21 protein-coding genes are annotated in these 19,371 nt (G+C 74.4%); 9 read left to right on the forward strand and 12 right to left on the reverse strand.

Annotated elements, in window-relative coordinates:
* Position 1: 1 nt before the first annotated feature.
* Positions 2 to 379: a winged helix-turn-helix transcriptional regulator gene (locus tag SM577_RS28385; RefSeq protein ID WP_302921934.1), complete on the reverse strand. Its 378-nt coding sequence runs from the start codon at positions 377 to 379 to the stop codon at positions 2 to 4.
* A gap of 161 nt (positions 380 to 540) precedes the next feature.
* Here SM577_RS28385 and SM577_RS28390 point away from each other — a divergent pair, with 161 nt between their 5' ends.
* Positions 541 to 1,425, forward strand: a complete 885-nt coding sequence (locus tag SM577_RS28390) for an NAD(P)-dependent oxidoreductase (RefSeq protein ID WP_302921935.1) — start codon at positions 541 to 543, stop codon at positions 1,423 to 1,425.
* A 135-nt stretch (positions 1,426 to 1,560) separates the two neighbouring features.
* Positions 1,561 to 2,397 carry an ArsR/SmtB family transcription factor gene (locus SM577_RS28395; RefSeq protein ID WP_474579945.1) on the forward strand — a complete coding sequence of 279 codons (837 nt, stop codon included), beginning with the start codon at positions 1,561 to 1,563 and terminating at the stop codon, positions 2,395 to 2,397.
* A 111-nt stretch (positions 2,398 to 2,508) separates the two neighbouring features.
* Here SM577_RS28395 and SM577_RS28400 read toward each other — a convergent pair whose 3' ends face one another.
* Positions 2,509 to 4,686 carry an MMPL family transporter gene (locus tag SM577_RS28400; protein WP_474588420.1) on the reverse strand — a complete coding sequence of 726 codons (2,178 nt, stop codon included), beginning with the start codon at positions 4,684 to 4,686 and terminating at the stop codon, positions 2,509 to 2,511.
* A gap of 165 nt (positions 4,687 to 4,851) precedes the next feature.
* On the opposite strand from SM577_RS28400, the gene SM577_RS28405 reads away from it, so the two are divergent.
* From SM577_RS28405 to SM577_RS28425, 5 genes are all read left to right on the forward strand, one after another.
* Positions 4,852 to 6,021 carry a sensor histidine kinase gene (locus tag SM577_RS28405; protein ID WP_474588421.1) on the forward strand — a complete coding sequence of 390 codons (1,170 nt, stop codon included), beginning with the start codon at positions 4,852 to 4,854 and terminating at the stop codon, positions 6,019 to 6,021.
* Complete coding sequence (locus SM577_RS28410; RefSeq protein ID WP_474579947.1) at positions 6,018 to 6,695, forward strand: response regulator; 678 nt, start codon at positions 6,018 to 6,020, stop codon at positions 6,693 to 6,695. The genes SM577_RS28405 and SM577_RS28410 overlap by 4 nt, the downstream gene beginning before the upstream one ends.
* 248 nt (positions 6,696 to 6,943) lie before the next feature.
* Positions 6,944 to 7,432: a hypothetical protein gene (locus SM577_RS28415; protein WP_474579948.1), complete on the forward strand. Its 489-nt coding sequence runs from the start codon at positions 6,944 to 6,946 to the stop codon at positions 7,430 to 7,432.
* 104 nt (positions 7,433 to 7,536) lie between these two features.
* Positions 7,537 to 8,127: a class F sortase gene (locus SM577_RS28420; protein WP_474588450.1), complete on the forward strand. Its 591-nt coding sequence runs from the start codon at positions 7,537 to 7,539 to the stop codon at positions 8,125 to 8,127.
* A 62-nt stretch (positions 8,128 to 8,189) separates the two neighbouring features.
* Positions 8,190 to 9,320 (forward strand): magnesium and cobalt transport protein CorA, encoded by a 1,131-nt coding sequence (locus tag SM577_RS28425; protein WP_474588422.1) that lies wholly within the window; start codon positions 8,190 to 8,192, stop codon positions 9,318 to 9,320.
* Between the two features lie 12 nt (positions 9,321 to 9,332).
* On the opposite strand, the gene SM577_RS28430 is transcribed toward SM577_RS28425, so the two are convergent.
* Positions 9,333 to 10,043, reverse strand: a complete 711-nt coding sequence (locus SM577_RS28430) for an MBL fold metallo-hydrolase (RefSeq protein ID WP_302921943.1) — start codon at positions 10,041 to 10,043, stop codon at positions 9,333 to 9,335.
* Between the two features lie 99 nt (positions 10,044 to 10,142).
* Here SM577_RS28430 and SM577_RS28435 point away from each other — a divergent pair, with 99 nt between their 5' ends.
* Positions 10,143 to 10,910 (forward strand): SGNH/GDSL hydrolase family protein, encoded by a 768-nt coding sequence (locus tag SM577_RS28435; RefSeq protein WP_302922086.1) that lies wholly within the window; start codon positions 10,143 to 10,145, stop codon positions 10,908 to 10,910.
* Positions 10,911 to 11,110: 200 nt separating this feature from the next.
* Here the strand turns inward: SM577_RS28435 and SM577_RS28440 are convergent, their stop codons facing one another.
* Complete coding sequence (locus tag SM577_RS28440; protein WP_302921944.1) at positions 11,111 to 11,728, reverse strand: mycothiol-dependent nitroreductase Rv2466c family protein; 618 nt, start codon at positions 11,726 to 11,728, stop codon at positions 11,111 to 11,113.
* Positions 11,729 to 11,786: 58 nt separating this feature from the next.
* Positions 11,787 to 12,437, reverse strand: a complete 651-nt coding sequence (locus tag SM577_RS28445) for a hypothetical protein (protein ID WP_474588423.1) — start codon at positions 12,435 to 12,437, stop codon at positions 11,787 to 11,789.
* Positions 12,438 to 12,576: 139 nt separating this feature from the next.
* Here SM577_RS28445 and SM577_RS28450 point away from each other — a divergent pair, with 139 nt between their 5' ends.
* Complete coding sequence (locus tag SM577_RS28450) at positions 12,577 to 12,993, forward strand: YchJ family protein (RefSeq protein ID WP_474588424.1); 417 nt, start codon at positions 12,577 to 12,579, stop codon at positions 12,991 to 12,993.
* 7 nt (positions 12,994 to 13,000) lie between these two features.
* On the opposite strand, the gene SM577_RS28455 is transcribed toward SM577_RS28450, so the two are convergent.
* From SM577_RS28455 to SM577_RS28485, 7 genes are read right to left on the reverse strand one after another with little or no spacing between them, the layout of a single operon-like run.
* On the reverse strand, positions 13,001 to 13,549 hold the full coding sequence (locus SM577_RS28455) for a gluconokinase (protein WP_474588425.1): 549 nt from the start codon (positions 13,547 to 13,549) through the stop codon (positions 13,001 to 13,003).
* Complete coding sequence (gene manD / locus SM577_RS28460; protein WP_474588451.1) at positions 13,539 to 14,876, reverse strand: D-mannonate dehydratase ManD; 1,338 nt, start codon at positions 14,874 to 14,876, stop codon at positions 13,539 to 13,541. The genes SM577_RS28455 and manD overlap by 11 nt, the downstream gene beginning before the upstream one ends.
* Entirely contained in the window at positions 14,804 to 15,757 is a 954-nt protein-coding gene (locus SM577_RS28465; RefSeq protein WP_474588426.1) for a sugar kinase, read from the reverse strand. The genes manD and SM577_RS28465 overlap by 73 nt, the downstream gene beginning before the upstream one ends.
* A complete protein-coding gene (locus SM577_RS28470) occupies positions 15,754 to 16,392 on the reverse strand; it encodes a bifunctional 4-hydroxy-2-oxoglutarate aldolase/2-dehydro-3-deoxy-phosphogluconate aldolase (RefSeq protein ID WP_302921949.1) in 639 nt (212 codons plus the stop codon). The genes SM577_RS28465 and SM577_RS28470 overlap by 4 nt, the downstream gene beginning before the upstream one ends.
* 4 nt (positions 16,393 to 16,396) lie before the next feature.
* On the reverse strand, positions 16,397 to 17,545 hold the full coding sequence (dgoD, locus tag SM577_RS28475) for a galactonate dehydratase (RefSeq protein ID WP_302921950.1): 1,149 nt from the start codon (positions 17,543 to 17,545) through the stop codon (positions 16,397 to 16,399).
* A 4-nt stretch (positions 17,546 to 17,549) separates the two neighbouring features.
* Entirely contained in the window at positions 17,550 to 18,365 is an 816-nt protein-coding gene (locus SM577_RS28480; RefSeq protein ID WP_302921951.1) for a carbohydrate ABC transporter permease, read from the reverse strand.
* On the reverse strand, positions 18,362 to 19,309 hold the full coding sequence (locus tag SM577_RS28485; RefSeq protein ID WP_302921952.1) for a carbohydrate ABC transporter permease: 948 nt from the start codon (positions 19,307 to 19,309) through the stop codon (positions 18,362 to 18,364). Before SM577_RS28485 ends, SM577_RS28480 begins: the two co-directional genes overlap by 4 nt.
* Positions 19,310 to 19,371: the final 62 nt, after the last annotated feature.

The following is a 19,371-nucleotide window of genomic DNA, read 5'->3' on the forward strand; positions in this document are numbered from 1 at the left end:
CCTAGCCGGCCGGCTCGGCGGCCTCCGAACGCTTTTCGGCCGCCTGGTCCCGGGGGATCGCCTCGATCGTCGCCATGTGCCGCTCACCCCATTCACCGAGCGGGATCAGTGCCTCGTTCAGCGAGGCGCCGAAGGCGGTCAGCGAGTATTCCACCTTGGGCGGCACCTGCCGGTAGACCTCCCGGTGCACGAGGCCATACGCCTCCATCTCGCGCAGCTGCTGGATCAGCATCTTCTCGCTGATGCCGGAGATCCCCCGGCGCACCTCGGCGAAGCGGCGTGGACCCTGGTGCAGCTCCCAGAGGATCAGCGCCTTCCACTTGCCACCCACCACGTCCACGGCGGCGTCGAGGCCGCACGTGTAGGTCCGCTTCTTCACCGCACCCCCCTCAACACTTACCGAAAGGTAAGTACCTGGGAAAATAGTAGGTACTTGTCGCTCCGCGCGTACCGGAACCAGGATGGAGCCGCCCGGCGGGATGCGCAAGAGCACCGGATCCGGCGCCTCCACCCTTTCTGATCCCTGTGAGGAGCGGATCCATGACCGACCACGATCCTGCCCCGGTGACCGTGCTGGGACTCGGGCCGATGGGCCGCGCGCTGGCCGGCGCGCTGCTCGCGGCGGGCCATCCGACCACCGTCTGGAACCGGACGGCCGACCGCGCCGACCGGCTGGTCGAACGCGGCGCACGGCGCGCCACCACCGTCGAGGAGGCGGTCCGGGCCAGCCCGCTGGTGCTCGCCTGCGTCGTCGACTACGCCGCCGTGCGCGCCATCGTCGAGCCGGCCGCCGCCGCGCTGAACGGCCGCACCCTGGTGAACCTCACCGCGGACACCCCGCAGCGGGCCCGGGAACTGGCCGACTGGGCCGCCCGGCACGGCGTCGACTACCTGGACGGGGCGATCATGACGCCCGCCCCGACCATCGGCGGGCCGGCCGCGCTCGTGCTCTACAGCGGGCCGGAGCGGACCTGGCAGGCGCACCGGGCGACCCTGGCCCACCTGGGCGGCGACGCCGAGTGGCTCGGCGCGGACCCTGCCCGGGCCGCCGGCCACGACGTAGCCCTGCTCGACGTCTTCTGGACGGCGATGAGCGGGATCGCGCACGCGTTCGCCCTGGCCCGGGCCGAGAAGATCCGGGCGACCGACCTGGCCCCGTACGCCCGGGGCATCGGCAACCTCCTGCCCGACCTGATCGACGACCTGGCCCGGCGGTTGGACGCCGACGACCACGTCGCCGACGTCTCCAGCATCGCCTCCGCCGCCGCCGGCATGGCGCACATCATCGAGGCCGCCGAGGGGCACGGCATCGACGCCGGCGTGCTGCGGGCCGCCCACGCCGCGGCGGGCCGGGCGATCCGGGCCGGGCACGGCGACGACGACTTCTCCCGGGTGGCCCGGATCTACGAGCAGGCCGCGGCATGAGCGGGCCGGCCCGTCGACCGGTCACCGTGCTCGGGCTCGGCGCGATGGCCTGAACGCTGGCCCCCGGTTGGACATGCAGCCGTTTGGCTGCCTATAGTGACAGGCAACCAAACGGCTGCATGTGCGGGGTGCGGGGTGGACGAGGTGTTCCGGGCGCTGGCCGACGCCAGCCGCCGTCGGCTGCTCGACGACCTCAACCTGCGCAACGGGCAGAGCCTGCGCGAGCTGTGCGCCGGGCTCGCGATGACCCGGCAGTCGGTAAGCAAGCACCTGGCCGTGCTGGAGGCGGCCAACCTGGTGACCGCCGTGCGCCGCGGCCGGGAGAAGCTGCACTACCTCAACCCGGCGCCGATCAACGCCATCGCCGACCGCTGGATCAACCGGTACGACCGGCAGCGGGTCCACGCGCTCGCCGACCTGCAGACAGCATTGGAGCGGGAGTCCATGCAGAGTCCGACGTTCGTCTATACGACCTACATCAACACCACCCCGGAGCGGCTCTGGGCCGCGCTGACCGAACCGGCGTTCACCCGCCGCTACTGGGGCGGCGTGGCGCTGAAGTCCGACTGGCAGGTCGGCTCCCCCGTGCTGTGGCAGGACGCCCCGGACGGCGACTACCGCGACCTCGGCCAGCGGGTGCTGGCCGCGGAGCCGTACCGGCTGCTCAGCTACAGCTGGCACGGCTTCCAGCCGGAGCACGCGGCGCACTTCGGCTGGTCGGCGGAGGAACTCGCCGCCCGGCTGGGCGAGCGCCGCTCGAAGGTGACCTTCGAGATCACCCCGCACGGCGGGGCGGTCCGGCTGACCGTCGTGCACGACGACTTCTCCCCCGACAGCGAGATGCACCGGGCGATCAGTGGGCAGCTCGACGGCAGCGGCGGCTGGCCGGAGCTGCTGGCCAGCCTGAAGACGCTGCTGGAGACGGGTGAGCCGCTGCCCGAGCCGGTAGCCGAGCCGGCACCCGCCTCCTGACCCGACGGGTCGGCTCGGGGCCGCGCCCGCCGGGCCGGCCCACCGCGCGCCGGCCCGAGGGCGGCACCGCCGGGAGGCGGTGCCGGGTGGCACCACCTCCCGGCGTCGCCGTCACCGGTGTTCGAGGGCGAGCCGGGGCAGCCGCCGGGCCAGCCAGGCCGGCAGCCACCAGGCCCGCCGCCCGAACAGCTGCATCACGGCCGGCACGATCAGGCACCGGATGACCAGCGCGTCGACCAGCACCGCCACGGCCAGCCCGAGGCCGAACTGCTTGAGCATCCGGCCCGGGTCGAACAGGAACGAGCCGAACACCACCACCATGATCGCGGCGGCGGCCGTGATGATGCGACCGGTGGTCGCCATGCCGTGCCGGATCGCGGCCGGGGCGTCGTGGTGCTGCTCCCAGTGCTCGTGCATCCGGGCGAGCAGGAAGATCTCGTAGTCCATCGACAACCCGAACGCGATCGCGAAGATCAGCACCGGCACGAACGCCTCGACCGGGCCGGGCTGGACACCGAGCGCGTCGGCCAGCACGCCGTGCTGGAAGACCAGGGTGATCGCGCCCAGCGCCGCGGCCACGCTGAGCAGGTTGAGCAGCGCGGCCTTGAGCGGGATCAGCAGCGAGCGGAAGACCAGGACCAGCAGCAGGGTGGAGAGGCCGACCACCACCAGGACGAACAGCGGCAGCCGGTCCGCCACGGCGGTCGAGAAGTCCACCGTCGCCGCGGTGGTCCCGCCGACCAGGAAGCTCACCCCGGGGCCGCCCAGCCCGGGCAGCACGTCGGCGCGCAGCCGGTCCACCAGCTGCTGGGTGCGGGCGTCCTGTGGCTTGGCGTCGGGAACGACGATCATGGTGGCGACCCGGCCGTCCGCGGTGGGCACCGGCGGCACGACGGTGGCGACACCGGCCGTGCCGGCCAGCGCCGGGCGGGCCGCCTCGGCCACCGCCCGCGCGTCGCCGCCCGGCGCCCCGGTGGCGTCTACGACCACCACCAGCGGCCCGTTGAAGCCGGGGCCGAACCCCTCGGCCAGCAGGTCGTACGCCTGCCGGCTGGTGCGTTCCGGCGCGCCGTTGCCCGGGTCGGCGATGCCCAGCCGCATGTCGAGCACCGGCACGGCCAGCGCCAGCAGGGCGCCGACGGCGACCACGGTGGCCGCCCAGGGGTGCCGCTGCACCAGGCTCGACCAGGCCGCCCAACGCGACCCGTCGCCGCGGCGCCGGGTGGCCCGCCGGCGTACCGTCCGCTCGATCCGGCCGCCCATGATGCCGAGCAGCGCGGGCAGCAGGACCAGCGCCGCGGCCATGGTGGCCGCCACGGTCACCGCCACGGCGACCGCCACGCCCTGCAACGAGCCCAGGCCGAGCACCACCAGGCCGAGCAGGGCCAGGATCACCGTGGTGCCGGCGAACAGGACGGTCCGGCCGGCGGTGTCCACCGCCCGGCGCCCGGCCTGCTCCGCGCTCGCGCCGGCGAGCAGTTCCGCGCGGTAGCGGGAGAAGAGCAGCAGCGCGTAGTCGATGCCGACGCCGAGCCCGACCAGGGCCAGCAGCGGGGTGGTGTAGTCGGCGACCGTCGCGACGTGCGACGCGAGCAGGACCAGCCCCATCGCGGTGCCGACGGCGAAGACCGCGATGATGATCGGCAGGCTGGCCGCGAGCACCGAGCCGAAGAGCACGACGAGGATCACCAGCGCCGCGAGCAGGCCGATGCCCTCCGCCGGTCCGCCGCCGCCCTCCTCCACGGCCACCACCGGGTCGCCGCCGACCTCCACCCGCAGCCCGTCGCCGGCGGCGTCCCGGGCGGTGTCGACCAGCCGCCGGACGTCCTCGTCCGGCACGTCACCGGCCTGCCCGGTGAGGGTCACCGTGGCGTAGCCGACCGTCCGGTCGGCGGAGAGGGCGCCGGGATCGGCGTACGGGTCGCGGGCCTCGGCGACCGAGGGCAGCCCGCGTACCCGGTCGAGCAGCTGCCCCACCCGGTCCCGGGTGGCTGGTCGCTCCAGCCCCGCCGGGTCGGCCAGCACGATCTGCACGCTGGTGTTGGCCGCGACCGGCGCCCGCTCGCGCAGCGTGTCCAGCGCCCGCTGCGACTCGGTGCCGGGCAGCGAGACGTCGTTGCGGTAGTTCGCGCCGACGAGTTGCGCGCCGACGCTGACCGCCACCAGGGTCACCAGCCAGGCGAGCAGCGCCTGCCACCGGTGCCGGTGCGCCCAGCCGGCCAGTCGCTCGAACCGGCTGGCGGGTGGGGTTGTCGGGGGCGCGCTCGGCGCCGGGCTGGACTGGACCATCGCGGTGACGACCTCCTGACGTGCACGGATGCCGCCGACGCTAGGAGCGCCGGGCCGCGCGGGGCGACGCCCGCGGTGGTGATCTCCGGATACCCCCCGGGAGGGAGGAGGGATGCTCCCGCCGGGTGATCCGGCGGCCGCCGCACCCCCGCTAACCTCGGTGTCGTGACCCGTCGTGACCAGGTGGTGGACGTCGGCGTGGCGGTGTCCGTGCTCGCCGCGTCGCTGCTGGTGCTCGTCCTGGACGGGATCGGCACGCCGTCGCCGGACGCGACAGCCCTGGACGCCACCGGCGTGGCGCTGGTCGCCGCGGCCTGCCTGCCGCTGCTGGTCCGGCGGCGGGCGCCGCTGGCGGCGTACCTCGGCACCGCCGTCGGCACCGCCGCCCTGCTCGTCCTGCGCTACCCGCTGGACTTCCCGTTCAGCTGCGCCGTCGCGATCTACACGCTGGCCGCGGTGTACGGCGGCGACCCGCGGCCCGGCCGGCGCTGGGCGGCCCGGCTGGCGGTCGGGGCGTTCGTCCCGGTGGCCGCCGGGGCGTACGCCGCGGCCGGTTTCCGCGGCCACGGGGTGGTCTCCGGGATCGGCGCCTGGGCGCTGACCTTCGCCGGCGCCTGGCTGGCCGGCGAGCTGTCCCGGGTACGCCGGGAGCGGATCGACGAGCTGGAGGAGCGGGCCGCCCGCGCCGCCCGGGAGATCGAACGCGAGCGCCGGCTGGCGGTGGCCGAGGAGCGCACCCGCATCGCCCGCGAGCTGCACGACTCCGCCGGCCACGCGGTCAACGTGATCCTGGTGCAGGCCGGCGCGGCCCGGCTGACGCACGAGCGGGACCCGCAGCGGTCGCTGCGCGCCATCGCCACGGTGGAGGAGGTGGCCCGGAGCACCATCGTCGAGATGGAGCGGCTGGTACGGGCGCTGCGCGACGACGACGCCGAGCCGGTGCCGGCCGACCCGGGCGCCCTGGAGGAGCTGCTGGACCGGCACCGGGTCGACGGTCTGCGCATCGACGCCGAGCTGAACGGCCCGGACCGGCCGCTGCCGCGCAGCGTCTCCTGGGCCGCCTACCGGATCCTCCAGGAATCGCTGACCAACGCCGCGCGGCACGGCTGCGGCACGGCCCGGGTCGCGGTGGACTTCCGGGCGGACGCGGTGGAGATCGCGGTGAGCAACCCGGCCCCGGCGACTCCCGCCGCGGCCGGGGTCCGCGGGCGGCGGCACGGCATCGTGGGCATGCGGGAGCGGGCCACCCTGCTGGGCGGGAGCCTGGAGACCGCGGCCGAGCAGGGCGAGTTCCGGCTGCGGGCCCGCCTGCCGTACGACGGGGCCGGCCGGTGAGCGCGCTGCGCCTGCTGCTGGTCGACGACGACGACCTGATGCGCGCCGGCCTGCGGGCGGTGCTGTCGGTCGACGACGGCATCGAGGTGGTCGGCGAGGCCGCCGACGGGCGGCAGGCGGTCGAGCGCAGCCGCGCGCTCGACCCGGACGTGGTGCTGATGGACGTGCGGATGCCCCGGATGGACGGGGTGAGCGCGACCCGGGAGATCGTGGCGGCGGGTGGCCGGGCCCGGGTGCTGGTGCTGACCACCTTCGAGGACGAGGACTACGTCTTCGGCGCGCTGCGTGCCGGGGCGTCCGGGTTCGTGCTCAAACGCACCCGGCCGGAGCAGTTGATCGCCGGCATCCACACGGTGGCCGGCGGCGAGGCGCTGCTCTCCCCCGCGGTGACCCGTACGGTGATCAGCCGGATGGTCGACCACGACGAGCCGGTCGATCCGGCGCTGCGCCGGCGGCTGGCCGAGCTGACCCCGCGCGAGCGGGACGTGCTGGAGCGGGTGGCCCGCGGGCTGTCCAACGCCGAGATCGCCGCCGAGCTGGTGATCGAGGAGTCGACCGTGAAGACCCACGTCAAGCGGATCCTGGCGAAGCTGGGGCTGCGCGACCGGGTGCAGGCGGTGGTGCTCTGCTACGAAACCGGCATCATCCGCCCCGGCCGGCGCCGCCCCGACTGACCGGGCCGTACGCCGCGGAGGGTGCGCAACGGCGGCTTTCCTCGCGGCGCTCGCGTCCCGCGTATCGCCCCCCCACCTGCGGCTTCGGCCGCCGTCGGGTGGACACGTGACGGCAACGAAGATTTCTCATTTTCACCGGATCGAGGGCCCAACCCTCCTAGTGTTGGGCACACCGGTGCTAGTCACGGAGTTGGCCACCCGAACGACGTCCCACGCAGTCAGCGGACGAAATGTGAGGGAAGACGCGTATGAAGGCTAAGACAGTTCTCGTATCGGCGGCGGTGGGCGTGGGTCTCGGCGCGCTCCTGCTCCCGGGCGCCGCGCTGGCCGAGACCATCGTGTCACCGGCCACCACCCCGGTCGGCGGGACGGTCGTGCTCACCGCGACGACCTGCAACCCGAAGTCCGGCGACGCGATCTTCCGCGTCACCGGCCCGAACCGTGACATCAACGTCCGGTCCACCACCGCCGCAGCCGGCGGCGGGCTGAGCGCCGAACTCTTCACCGCCGGGTTCACCCTGGGCACCTACACGGTCACCGCCACCTGCGGCGACGGCAGCGCGGCCGGCAGCGCCACCTTCACCGTCACGCCGATCGGCGGCGCACCGGCCGGAGCCGGCGACGGAACGGACGGCACCGGCTCACTCGCCGCCGGCGCGACCCTGCTCGGCACCGCCCTCGGCGGGGCCCTCATCCTGGCCCGCCGCCGGCGCCACCCCGCCGGCGCCGCCGCCTGACCGACCGGACACCGGGTGCCCGCGCCGACACCGGCGCGGGCACCCGAGAATCGAGCGCCCCCGGAGGTGCGGACGTGTGGTGGCGCAGGCAGGCTCCGGCCGTCATGGCGGTGGCCCTGCTCGGCACGGCCGGGCTCGGGCTGATCGCGTCCGGGCTGACCGCCGCGCCGACCCGGCCGCCGCGGCCGGACGCCGCCGACGCGCCGGTCACCGCCCGGCCCGCGCCCAGCCTGCCGCCGCTGGCCCGCGCCGACCCCGTCCGGGTCGAGGTCCCGGCCATCGGCGTACGCGCGGAGGTGGTGCCGGTCGCGGCCGACGCGGCCGGGGTGCTGGAGGTGCCGCCACTGGACCGGCCCGCCCTGGCCGGCTGGTACTCCCCCGGGGTGAGCCCGGGCGAGACCGGCAACGCGGTGCTCGTCGGGCACGTGGACTCCCCCACCGGCCCGGCCGTCTTCTTCGACCTGGGCCGGCTGCGCCGGGGCGACACGGTACGGGTCACCCGCGCCGACGCCGGCGTGGCGACGTTCACAGTGGACGGCGTGGCGGCGTACCCCAAGGACCGCTTCCCCGCCGAACTCGTCTACGGCCCGAACCCGGTGGCCGGGCTGCGCCTGGTCACCTGCGGCGGCCGGTTCGACGAGCGCAGCGGCGACTACGTCGACAACGTGGTCGTCTTCGCCACCCGCACGGGCTGAGCCCGCCGACGGTCGGAGGCCGGACACGGCGGCGGCCATGATCCGCGTACGGTGTCGGGTCAGTGCCCGGCGACGCGGAGGTGGACGTGGACCAGCAACCCGTACGGACCCGGATGCGCCTGCCGGAGCTGGTCACCCGGCTGCTCGGCCGGCCGGCCGACGCGCAGGTCCCGGCACCCCGTCGACGGGCCAACCCGGACGCGGTGGTGGACTGCGCCGTCTACGTCAACGGTCACCGGGAACCGGGCCGGCCGCACTACGCCGACGCGTACGCCCGGGCCCGGCGCGGCCGCAACGCCTTCGTCTGGCTCGGCCTGCACGATCCCGGCGCGGCGGTGATGGCGGCCGTCGGCCGCACGTTCGGCCTCGACGAGTTCGCCGTCGGCCAGGCGCTCGCCGACGGGCACCGGCCCACCGTGCAGCGGCACGGCGACGTCACCCTGCTGGTGCTGCGCACCGCCGGCTACGTCGCGCACCACGAGCTGACCGACACCTCCGAGGTGATCGACACCGGGGACGTCATGGTCTTCCTCGGCGACCGGTTCGTCATCACCGTCCGGCACGGCGCCGCCGGCGCGCTCACCCCGGTCCGCGAGGAGATTCAGGGCCGCCCGGCGGTGCTGGCCGAGGGGCCGTGGGCGGTGGCGTACGCGGTCTGCTCGCGGATGGTCGACCTCTACCTGGAGGTGGCCGGGCACGTCGAGCGGGACCTGGAGCGGGCCGAGGAGACGGTCTTCGCCCGCGACCGGTCCGCCGACATCCAACAGCTCTACCAGCTCAAGCGGGAGGTGGTGGAGTTCAAGCGGGCGGTGCTGCCGTTGCAGGCGCCGCTGCGGTCGCTGCTGGAGCAGCGGCCGGACGGCCCGCCGCGCGGGCTGCACCGGTGGTTCGCCGACGTCGACGCCCGGCTGGCCCGGGCCGTGGACCGGGTCGCCGCCTACGACGACCTGCTCACCTCGATCGTGCAGTCCCGGCTGGCGCAGCTGACCGTGGAGCAGAACAACGACATGCGCAAGATCGCGGCGTGGGCGGCCATCGCCGCCACCCAGACCGGCATCGCCGGCATCTACGGCATGAACTTCGCCAACATGCCGGAGCTGGGCTGGCGCTACGGGTACTTCGCGGCGCTCGGTCTGATGGCGGCGATCGCGTTCCTCCTGCACCGCCTGTTCCGCCGCTCCGGCTGGCTCTGAGCCGCCGCGCGCTCAGCGCAGCCGGGTGAGGAAGGCGCGGACGCGTTCCCGGGCGTTGTCGGTGATCTCCGCGCCGTGGGTGAAGGCGGCCACGTCGTAGTCGAGTTCGCCGAGCACGTGCGCGGTCTGCTGGGTCATCCGGAAGTCGGTGCAGAAGCTCTTGATCGGCCAGCGCACGCCGGCCACGTTGAACAGCGCGTCGCCGGTGATCAGCACCCGGGTCGGCTCGTGCAGCAGGGAGACGTGCCCCGGCGAGTGCCCGGGGGTGTGCACCACGCGCAGGCCGCCGCCGACCGGCAGCACGTCGCCGTCGGCGAGCGGCTGCGCCACCTCGACGGCCGGGAAGCGGCCGCCGGGGAGCCGGGCGAACAGCCGCGCCCCGGTGACCGCCGGATCCCGGGGCGGCGCCTGGCCCGCCGCGGCGTAGCCCGCGTCGGCGGCGTGCACGGCGACCGGGGCGCCGGTGCGGCGGGCCAGCTCGGCGGCGCCACCGGCGTGGTCGGGGTGGGCGTGGGTCAGCACGATCCGGGTGACGTCGGCGGGCGTCCGGCCGATCGCGGCCAGGCCGCGCACGATCCGGGCCGGCGCCCGCTTCACCCCGCAGTCGACGAGGGTGACGCTGCCGTCGTCGTCGACCAGGGCGTAGGAGTTGATGAAGGCGCGGCCGACGGTGGGGATGCGCCAGACCCCGGGGGCGAGCGGAACCGCGGCAGTACGCGCCATCGGCCGAGTCTACGGGCCATCGTCATCGGTCGCTGTCCCGACCGAGCCGACACCGCGGCAATCTCGGTCCGGGCCACTTTCGCTACCCTCGGCGCCGTGATGTGGCGGCGGTACGTGGCGATCGGCGACAGCACCACCGAGGGGCTGGACGACCCCGACGGCGCGGGCGGCTACCGGGGCTGGGCGGACCGGTTCGCCCTGGCGGTGGCCCGCGCCCAGGGCGGGCTGGAGTACGCGAACCTGGCCGTCCGGGGCCGCACCGCCGGCCGGATCCGGGCCGAACAGCTGCCGGTCGCGCTCGACCTGGCGCCGGACCTGGCCACCGTGGTGGCCGGGATGAACGACGTGCTCCGCCCCTCCTTCGACGCCGACCGGGTGGCCGCCGAGGTCGAGGCGATGCAGCATGCCCTGGTCGGGCAGGGTGCGACCGTGCTGACCTTCACCCTGCCCGACCCGGTGCCGGTGATGCCGGTGGCCCGCCCGCTGCGCGGCCGGGTGCTCGCGCTCAACGCGGCGCTGCGCGCGGCCACCGCCCGCACCGGGGCCACCCTGGTGGACCTCGGCGCGCACCCGGTCGCCTCGGACCCCCGGCTGTGGAGCGACGACCGGTTGCACGCCAACAGCGCCGGCCACGAGCGGATCGCCGCGGCGCTGGCGCACACCGTCGGCCTGCCCGACGCCGACGACGGCTGGTCGCGGCCGCTGGCCGCCGCGCCGCGCCGGCGCCGGCACGAGGTGGTCCGGGCCGAGCTGGCGTGGACCCGCCGGCACCTGCTGCCGTGGCTGGGCCGGCACCTGCGCGGCCGGTCCTCCGGCGACGACCGGGTCGCCAAGCGCCCGGTACCGCTGCCGGTCGACCTGCCCTGACCTGGCCGCGCCGGCCCCAGCCGCGCCGCCCGCCACCGCCTTGCCGGTCGCCGCTGAGTGCCGCTGGGTTCCGACGCTGATACCTGAGAGTCGTCATGATGACTCTCAGGTATCAGACCTCGGGGACACCGGCCCCGGCCGCGGGGACCGGCGGCGACGCGCCCGGGTTCGCGGTCGGTCGGCGGGGGGCCCGGGTGGGATCAGCGCTCGATCGGTGGGCGGGTGCGGGCCCGCTTGAGCTCGAAGAACCCGTCGGTGTTGGCGCACGCGAGCACCCCGTCCCAGAGCCGGCCGGCCGCCTCGTCGCGCGGAATCGGGGCGACCACCGGGCCGAAGAAGGCGGTCCGGTGGCCGTCGGCGGTGACGTGGATGGTCGGGGTGCCGAGATCCTCGCCGACCGGCTCCAGGCCGGCGTGGTGGCTGGCCAGCAGCGCCTCGTCGTGGTCGGTGGACTCCGCCGCGTCGGCCAGCTCGACGGCCAGCCCCACCTCGGTCAGCGCCGCCCGGTACAGCTCCGGCCCGATCGGCGCGCGCTCGTGGTGGATCCGGTTGCCGAGCGCGGTGTAGAGGTCGCGCAGCACCCCGTTGCCGTACTTCTGCTCGGCGGCGACGGCGACCCGCACCGGGCCCATGCCCGGCTTGAGCCACTCCCGGTACCACTCCTCCAGCCCGTCGCGCCCCTCGTTGAGGACGGACAGGCTCATCACGTGGAACCGGACGGTGACCGGCCGGACCCGCTCCACCTCCAGCAGCCAGCGGGAGGCGTTCCAGGCCCACGGGCAGCGCGGGTCGAACCACATGTCGGCAGTCGTCGTCATGGTGGGTGTTCCGCCCTTCAGCTCGGGTGTGTGCGTCCACCCTGCCGGCCGGATCGGCTCAGCGGCAGAGCCGATCCCCGCACCGTTTTCTGGTCCAATCGTCGCCGCCGACGGTGGCGGGCGGGGGGTGACGCGGCCGGTGGAGCAAGGGGCGGCGGACGCGTGGGTGCCGGCCCCCGAAGCTGCCGGCGTTTGGCGGGCGGGGCCTCGGGAAGACCGTCGCGCCGGGCGGGTCGAGGGCCCGTGCCGGCCGGTCAGCACCCGTCCCGTCGGCGACGGCGGGCAGGGCGGATCCGCGAGGAGGGACGATGGCGGCCAGATCCACCGGTGGTACCAGCAGGGCGACCGGCGGGCCCCACGGGGGCCCGCTGAACCGGAAGGCGGCGACGAAGAAGGTCGCGGCGGCCACGAAGCGGGCGACCGGGGCGAGCGCGGCCAAGACGCCGGGCGGGAAACCCACGTCGACCACGGACCGGGTCGCGCGGAAGAAGGACACCTCGGCCACGGCCGCCCCCACCCGCCGGCCGCGGGTCTCGGCGACGGCCGCCAAGGCCCCCGGCACGACCGCCCCGGCGAAGGCGCCCGGTACCAAGGCGGCGGCGAAGAAGGCCCCGGCGAAGAAGGCCGCGGCGAGCCGGTCCCGCGCCACGACGACGGCGCCGGCGAAGAAGACGGCGACCAGGAAGACCACGATGGAGTCGTACGGCACCCGGCGCGGTGCCCGCCGGACGACCGGCTGACCGTCACCGCACCGGCCCGCGCAGCGGCGCCGGGCCGGCCGACGCCGCTGGCGGTACCCGGGGGTGGCCCGGCCGGGGACCGGCCCGGCGGTGGGCCAGAATGGTCGGGTGCCCCGACCTGCCGCCCGCCGCGCCGCCGCGTCCGACCCCGGGCCGTGCCCGTGCGGCACCGGTGCGGCGTACGCGGACTGCTGCGGCCCGCTGCACCGGGGCGGGACGGACGCCACGACCGCCGAGGCGCTGATGCGCTCCCGGTTCAGCGCGTTCGCCCTCGGCGACGCCGGCTACCTGCTGCGCAGCTGGCACTCCTCGACCCGGCCGGCCCGGCTGACCCTCGACCCCGGCCAACGCTGGCTCCGGCTCGAGGTGGTCGGCGGCGACCGGGGTGGCCTCTTCGACACCACCGGCACCGTCGAGTTCCGCGCCCACTACCGGGACGGCGGAAGCGCCGGCACGGTCGCCGAGCGCAGCCGCTTCGTCCGGGAGGACGGCCGCTGGGTCTACCTCGACGCGCTGCCCGACTGACGGTCGGTCAGGCGGCGACCCGGGGCAGGCCGAGCTTGCCGACCGCCGCCTCGACGAGTTCCTCCGGTGTCAGCGACACGTCGAGCACCAGCACCGCCTCGTCCGGTTCCGGCTGCTCCAGCGTGGCCAGCTGTGATTCCAGCAGGCTGGCCGGCATGTAGTGCCCGGCCCGCTGGGACAGCCGTTCCCGGATCACCTCGGCCGGCCCGTCCAGGTGCACGAACTCCACCGCCGGCGGCCCCTGCCGGAGCACGTCGCGGTAGGACCGGCGCAGCGCCGAACAGGCCAGCACCGTGGAGACGCCCTCGGCGGCGCGGGCCGCCATCCAGGCGGCCAGCTCGCGCAGCCAGGGCTGGCGCGCGGCGTCGTCCAGCGGCACCCCGGCGCGCATCCGCTCCACGTTGGCCGGGGTGTGGAACTCGTCCGCCTCGGCGAAGGTCAGCCCGGTGCGCGCGGCGATGCCCCGGGCCACCGTGGTCTTTCCGGCCCCGGACACCCCCATCACGACCACGTGCCGGGTCGCACCGGCCGGGCCCGGCGGCTGCTCACCAGTCATGGACGGTGCCGTCCTTGAGCCGGTTGAACGGCAGGTAGGCCGGCTGGTACGGGAACTTGGCGGCGGCCACCTCGTCGAGCTCCACGCCGATGCCCGGCTGCTCACCCGGGTGCAGGTAGCCGTCGGTGAAGGTGAACGACTGCCGGAACACCTCGTTGGTGAGCGGGCCGTGCCGCATGTACTCCTGGATGCCGAAGTTGTGGATGGCCAGGTCCAGGTGCAGCGCGGCGGCCATGCCGACCGGCGAGATGTCGGTGGGGCCGTGGATGCCGGACTTGATCTGGTACTGCGCGGCGAAGTCGAGCAGCTTGCGCATCGCGGTGATGCCGCCGGTGTGGGTGACCGCCGACCGGACGTAGTCGATGAGCTGCTCGCGGATCAGGGTCTGGTAGTCCCAGACCGTGTTGAAGACCTCGCCGATGGCCAGCGGGGTGGTGGTGTGCTGGCGGACCAGCCGCAGCGCCTCCTGGTTCTCCGCCGGCGTGCAGTCCTCCAGCCAGAACAGGTCGTACGGCTCCAGCGCCTTGCCGAGCTTGGCGGCCTGGATCGGGGTCATCCGGTGGTGGCCGTCGTGCAGCAGCGGCAGCTCGGGGCCGAACTCGTTGCGCACCGCCTCGAAGACGCCGGGCAGGTGGCGCAGGTAGGCCCGGGTGTCCCAGTCCTCCTCGGCGGGCAGCGGGATGCGCTGCGCCGGCTCGTAGTCGTAGCGCTTGCCGTCGACGCTGGGCTGGGCGGCCACCCCGTAGACGGCGTTGATGCCCGGCACCGAGGTCTGCACCCGGATGGACCGGTAGCCCTCCTCCAGGTGCCGGCGGATCGAGTCGAACAGCTCCGGCAGGTCCCGGCCGGACGCGTGCCCGTACGCCATGACGCCGGTGCGCGACGCGCCGCCCAGCATCTGGTAGAGCGGCATGCCGGCGGCCTTGGCCTTGATGTCCCACAGGGCCACGTCGACGGCGGCGATGGCCGCCATGGTGACCGGCCCGCGCCGCCAGTACGCCGAGCGGTACAAGAACTGCCAGGTGTCCTCGATGCGGTGCGGGTCCCGGCCGATCAGCAGCGGGACGACGTGGTCGCTCAGGTACGAGGCGACGGACAGTTCCCGCCCGTTGAGGGTGCCGTCGCCCAGGCCGACGATGCCCTCGTCCGTGGTGATCTTGAGGGTGACGAAGTTGCGGTCCGGGCTGGTGACGATGACGTCCGCTGCGGTGATCTTCACGGGGTGGTGCCTTTCTGCACGGGGTGTGGCGGCGGCTAACGGAGGACGCTTCCGGTCTCGTGGCCCTCGAGAAGGGACAGTTCGGCACGGCGGGGCAGCCCCTCGCAGTCGCCCCTGGTGGAGACGGCGAAGGCGCCGAGGGTGGCCGCCCGGCGCAGGCGGCCGGCCAGGTCGAGCCCGTCGAACCAGCCGGACAGGTATCCGGCGGTGAACGCGTCCCCGGCGCCGACCGGGTCGACGGCGGTCACGGTGAGCGTCCCGACCTGCTGGACCCCCTCCGGGGTGTGCGCCCGGGCGCCGTCGGCGCCGAGCTTGACCAGGACGGTCCGCACGCCCCGGCGGAACAGCCCGGCGACCACTGTGGACTCGTCCGCCCCCGGCTCGCCGACCAGGTCCAGCTCGTCGGCGGAGGCGATGACGACGGCGGCGTGCCCGGCCAGCGGGGCGAGCACCGCGCGGGCGCTCTCCCGGGACCAGAGCCGGGCCCGGTAGTTGACGTCCAGGCAGACCGGGACGCCCGCGGCGGCGGCGGACTCGGCGGCCCACCGGGTGGCCTCCCGGGCGGTGTCGGACAGCGCCGGGGTGATCCCGGTCAGGTGCAGCACCCGCGCGCCGGCCGCCAGCGGGGCCCGCAGGTCGTCGACGCGCAGCGCCGAGCCCGCCGACCCGGCGCGGTGGTACTGCACCCGGGTCAGGTCGGCGGTGCGCTGCTCCAGGAACATCAGCCCGGTGGGGCGGTCGGCGTCCCGGCTGACGCCGCCCACGTCGACGCCCTCGGCGCGCAACTGCCGCAGCGTGTACTCGCCGAACTCGTCGCCGCTGACCCGGCCGACCCAGGCGGCCCGGTGACCCAGCCGGGCCACCCCCACTGCCACGTTGGACTCGGCGCCGGCCAGGTGCATGGTCAGCGAGCCACCGGCGGCGAGCGGGCCGGCCGAGCGCAGCGACACCATGGCCTCGCCGAAGGTGAGCAGGTCGGGCGCGGTCATCGGCGGGCCGTCTCCCGGATCGCGGCGAGGTAGGTGCGGGCCCGCTCGCGCAGCGCGGCCAGGTCGCCGCCGGAGGCGGCGTCGCCGACCAGCGGCCCGCCCACGCCGACCGCTATCGCGCCGGCGGCCAGGTAACCGGGCACGTCGTCGAACCCCACGCCGCCGACGGCGACGAACGGGATGTCCGGGAACGGGTCGCGCACCGCCTTGAGGTACGCCGGGCCGCCGACCGAGGCCGGGAAGAGCTTGATCGCCGAGGCCCCCATCCGCATCGCGGTGTACGCCTCGGTCGGGGTGAGCGCCCCGGCGGCGACCGGGACTCCCCGGCGGGCCGCCTCGGCGATCGACTCGACCACGGCCGGCGTGACCACGAACTGCGCGCCCGCGGCGACCACGTCGGCCACGTCGGCGGTGGTGAGCACCGTGCCGGCGCCGACCAGGGAGCCGGCGGGGGCCGCCGCGCGCAGCGCCTCGACGGCGCGCGGGGCGTCCGGCGTGGTGAGGGCCACCTCGACGAGGCGTACCCCCTCGTCGAGCAGGGCGGTGCCGGCGGCGATCGCGGCGGCGGTGTCGGTGCCTCGGATCACCGCGAGGATGCGGGCCTCGGCGAGTTCGGCGGCGAGGTTGACGGTCATGTGATCACCATTCCGCGTAGGAGCCGTCGCGGTGCCGCCAGGTGGGGCTGCGCCAGGCGTGGCCGCGCTTGTCGGCCGTCCGCACCGCGTGTTCGTCGATCTCGATGCCCAGGCCGGGGGCCGTGAGCCGCTCGACGTACCCGTCGACGAAGGTCAGCGGGGTCTTGTCGAGGCAGTAGTCGAGCACCTCGGCGCCGAGGTTGTAGTGGATGCCGATGCTCTGTTCCTGGATCAGGTAGTTCGGGGTGGCGAAGCCGACCTGGAGGCAGGCGGCCAGCGCGATCGGCCCGAGCGGGCAGTGCGGGGCGAGCTGCACGTCGTACACCTCGGCCAGCGCGGCGATCTTGCGGACCTCGGTGATGCCGCCGGCGTGCGAGAGGTCCGGCTGGGCGACCGCGATGCCGGCCTGGAGCACCGGCAGGAACTCCTGCCGGTTGTAGAGCCGCTCCCCGGTGGACACCGGGGTGGTGGTGGAGCGGACGAACTCGCCGATCAGGTGCGAGTTCTCCGGCACCACCGGCTCCTCCAGGAAGAACGGCCGGAACTGCTCGAGCAGCGGGGCCACCCGCCGGGCGCTGGCCAGGCTGAACCGGCCGTGGAAGTCGACGGCGACGTCCCGCTCGTCACCGAGCACCTCGCGGGCGGCGGCCACCCGCCGGACCACGCCGTCGAGCTCGGCCACCGAGGCGACCGGGCTCATCTTCCCGGACGCGTTCATCTTCACGGCGGTCAGGCCGCTCTCGACGGCGGCGCTGATCTGGTCGCGGACCTCGGCGGGCTCGTCGCCGCCGACCCAGCCGTAGACCCGGATCCGGTCCCGGACCGGGCCGCCGAGCAGCTGGTGCACCGGCGCGCCGAAGTGCTTGCCGGCGATGTCCCAGAGCGCCTGGTCGAGCCCGGCGACGGCGCTGGCCAGGATCGGCCCGCCCCGGTAGAACGAGCCCTTGGTCATCACCTGCCAGTGGTCCTCGATGCGCAGCGCGTCCTGGCCGACGAGCAGCTCGCTGAGCTGCTCGACGGCGGTGCGGACGGTCTCCGAGCGCCCCTCGCAGGTGGCCTCGCCCCAGCCGACGATCCCGTCGGTGGTCTCGACCCGGACGAAGAGCCAGCGCGGCGCGACGAGGAACGTCTCCACCCGTGCGATGGTCGGCATGGCCTCAGCCCTTCGTGGCGCCGGCGGTCAGGCCGGAGACGATGTACTTCTGCACGAACAGCGCGATCACCATGATCGGCACGGTGACCACGGTGGCCGCCGCCATCAGGCCGCCCCAGTCGATGCTGGCGTAGCCGACGAAGTCGAAGATCGCCACCGGCAGCGTCTTGGTGTCGGCGCCGGAGAGCACCAGGGCGAACATGAAGTTGTTCCAGGAGAAGATGAACGACAGGATGCCCGCGGTGGCGACACCGGGCACCGACAGCGGCAGGGTGATCCGCCGGAACGCGCCGATGTGGGTCAGGCCGTCGACCAGCGCCGCCTCTTCGAGTTCGGCCGGCAGGCCGTCGAAGTAGCCCATCATGATGTAGACGATCAGCGGCAGCGACACGAACATGTGGCTGAGGATCAGCACGGTGTAGCCGCCGACCATCTGCAGGTTCGAGAAGACGTAGTACCAGGGCACCAGGAGCGAGACGCCGGGGATCACCCGGGCCATGAGCACGACGAGCGCGGACTTCTTCATGTTGAAGCGGCTCATCGAGTAGGCCGCGGGCACGCCGAGGATCAGCGACAGCACGGTGGCGGCGAACGCCACCCAGAGGCTGTTGCCGATGAACTGGACGTAGTTCGCCTGCTCCAGCACGGTGCCGTAGTTGTCCAGGGTGGGCGAGAAGGAGAACGCCTTCTCGGTGTCGTAGATGTCGACGTTGGTCTTCAGCGACGCGAGGATCATCCAGAGCAGCGGCGCGACCAGCGAGGCGACCACGACGACCAGGGCCACCGCCCGGAAGACCTTGAACGGCCTGCTCGGCTTCATCGTTCCAGCCCCTTCTTGCGGTACGTCAGGGCCCACATCACCCCGATGATGATCAGGAAGAAGATGATGAGGACCGTCGACGAGACGCCGTAGTCGTTGTAGTCGAAGCTCAACCCGTAGGCGTAGACGTTGAGCGTCTCCACCTCGTGGAACGACCCGCCGCCGCGACCCTTGGTCGCGTAGAGGATGTCGAAGGTCTTCAGCGCGTCGATGCCGCGCAGCAGGATCGCGACGATCACGGTCGGCATCAGCAGCGGCAGGGTGACGTGCCGGAACCGCTGCCAGGTGCTGGCGCCGTCGATCAGCGCCGCCTCCTGCGGCTCGTCGGAGAGCGAGGTGAGGCCGGCGAGCAGGATCAGCACGACCATCGGGGTCCACTGCCAGATGTCGATGAACATCGTCGTCGGCAGGGCCGAGCTCTGGCCGGACAGCCACGGCTGCGGGCCGATCCCGACCCAGCTCAGCAACTGGTTCGCCATGCCGATGTTGGGGTCGAAGATCAGTCGCCACATCATGCCGACCGCGACCGGGGTGGCCACCAGGGGCAGCAGGATGGCGACCCGGACCCACTTCTCGCCGCGGAACGGTCGCCACAGCAGCAGGGCGATCGCCATGCCGAGGACGACCTCGACCAGGAGCACGACGCCGGTGAAGAGGACGGTGCGCCAGACCGCCGGCCAGAACCGGTCGGTGTCGGAGAGCACGTCCAGGTAGTTCTGGAAGCCGATGAACTCGCTCTCGGCGCGGACCGAACCCTCGGCGTCGGTGAGGCTCAGGTACCCGGTCCACGCGACCGGGAAGACGATCAGCACGGCGACGAACGCCATGGCGGGTGCCGCGAAGAGCCACTTGCGGTGCGCGTTGGCCCAGCGCGACCAGGCCGAGTCGGACGACGCCGGCGGGGCCGACGGCGATCTGGTGGCTGGGGTGGTGACGACTGACATGGGGTCTCCGGGTTCTCAGGGCCAGGGTCCCGGCGCGGGGTGGCGGAGCCGGCCGGCCCCAC

Source organism: Micromonospora desertarenae (assembly GCF_056150265.1).

What these genes read in the sequence shown, in the direction of transcription:
- SM577_RS28390 (WP_302921935.1), top strand. Translation starts at nt 541, where the DNA reads ATGACCGACCACGATCCTGCCCCGGTGACCGTGCTGGGACTCGGGCCG.
- SM577_RS28400 (WP_474588420.1), bottom strand. Translation starts at nt 4,686, where the DNA reads ATGGTCCAGTCCAGCCCGGCGCCGAGCGCGCCCCCGACAACCCCACCC.
- SM577_RS28415 (WP_474579948.1), top strand. Translation starts at nt 6,944, where the DNA reads ATGAAGGCTAAGACAGTTCTCGTATCGGCGGCGGTGGGCGTGGGTCTC.
- SM577_RS28420 (WP_474588450.1), top strand. Translation starts at nt 7,537, where the DNA reads ATGGCGGTGGCCCTGCTCGGCACGGCCGGGCTCGGGCTGATCGCGTCC.
- SM577_RS28430 (WP_302921943.1), bottom strand. Translation starts at nt 10,043, where the DNA reads ATGGCGCGTACTGCCGCGGTTCCGCTCGCCCCCGGGGTCTGGCGCATC.
- SM577_RS28435 (WP_302922086.1), top strand. Translation starts at nt 10,143, where the DNA reads ATGTGGCGGCGGTACGTGGCGATCGGCGACAGCACCACCGAGGGGCTG.
- SM577_RS28440 (WP_302921944.1), bottom strand. Translation starts at nt 11,728, where the DNA reads ATGACGACGACTGCCGACATGTGGTTCGACCCGCGCTGCCCGTGGGCC.
- SM577_RS28455 (WP_474588425.1), bottom strand. Translation starts at nt 13,549, where the DNA reads ATGACTGGTGAGCAGCCGCCGGGCCCGGCCGGTGCGACCCGGCACGTG.
- SM577_RS28465 (WP_474588426.1), bottom strand. Translation starts at nt 15,757, where the DNA reads ATGACCGCGCCCGACCTGCTCACCTTCGGCGAGGCCATGGTGTCGCTG.
- SM577_RS28470 (WP_302921949.1), bottom strand. Translation starts at nt 16,392, where the DNA reads ATGACCGTCAACCTCGCCGCCGAACTCGCCGAGGCCCGCATCCTCGCG.
- dgoD (WP_302921950.1), bottom strand. Translation starts at nt 17,545, where the DNA reads ATGCCGACCATCGCACGGGTGGAGACGTTCCTCGTCGCGCCGCGCTGG.
- SM577_RS28480 (WP_302921951.1), bottom strand. Translation starts at nt 18,365, where the DNA reads ATGAAGCCGAGCAGGCCGTTCAAGGTCTTCCGGGCGGTGGCCCTGGTC.
- SM577_RS28485 (WP_302921952.1), bottom strand. Translation starts at nt 19,309, where the DNA reads ATGTCAGTCGTCACCACCCCAGCCACCAGATCGCCGTCGGCCCCGCCG.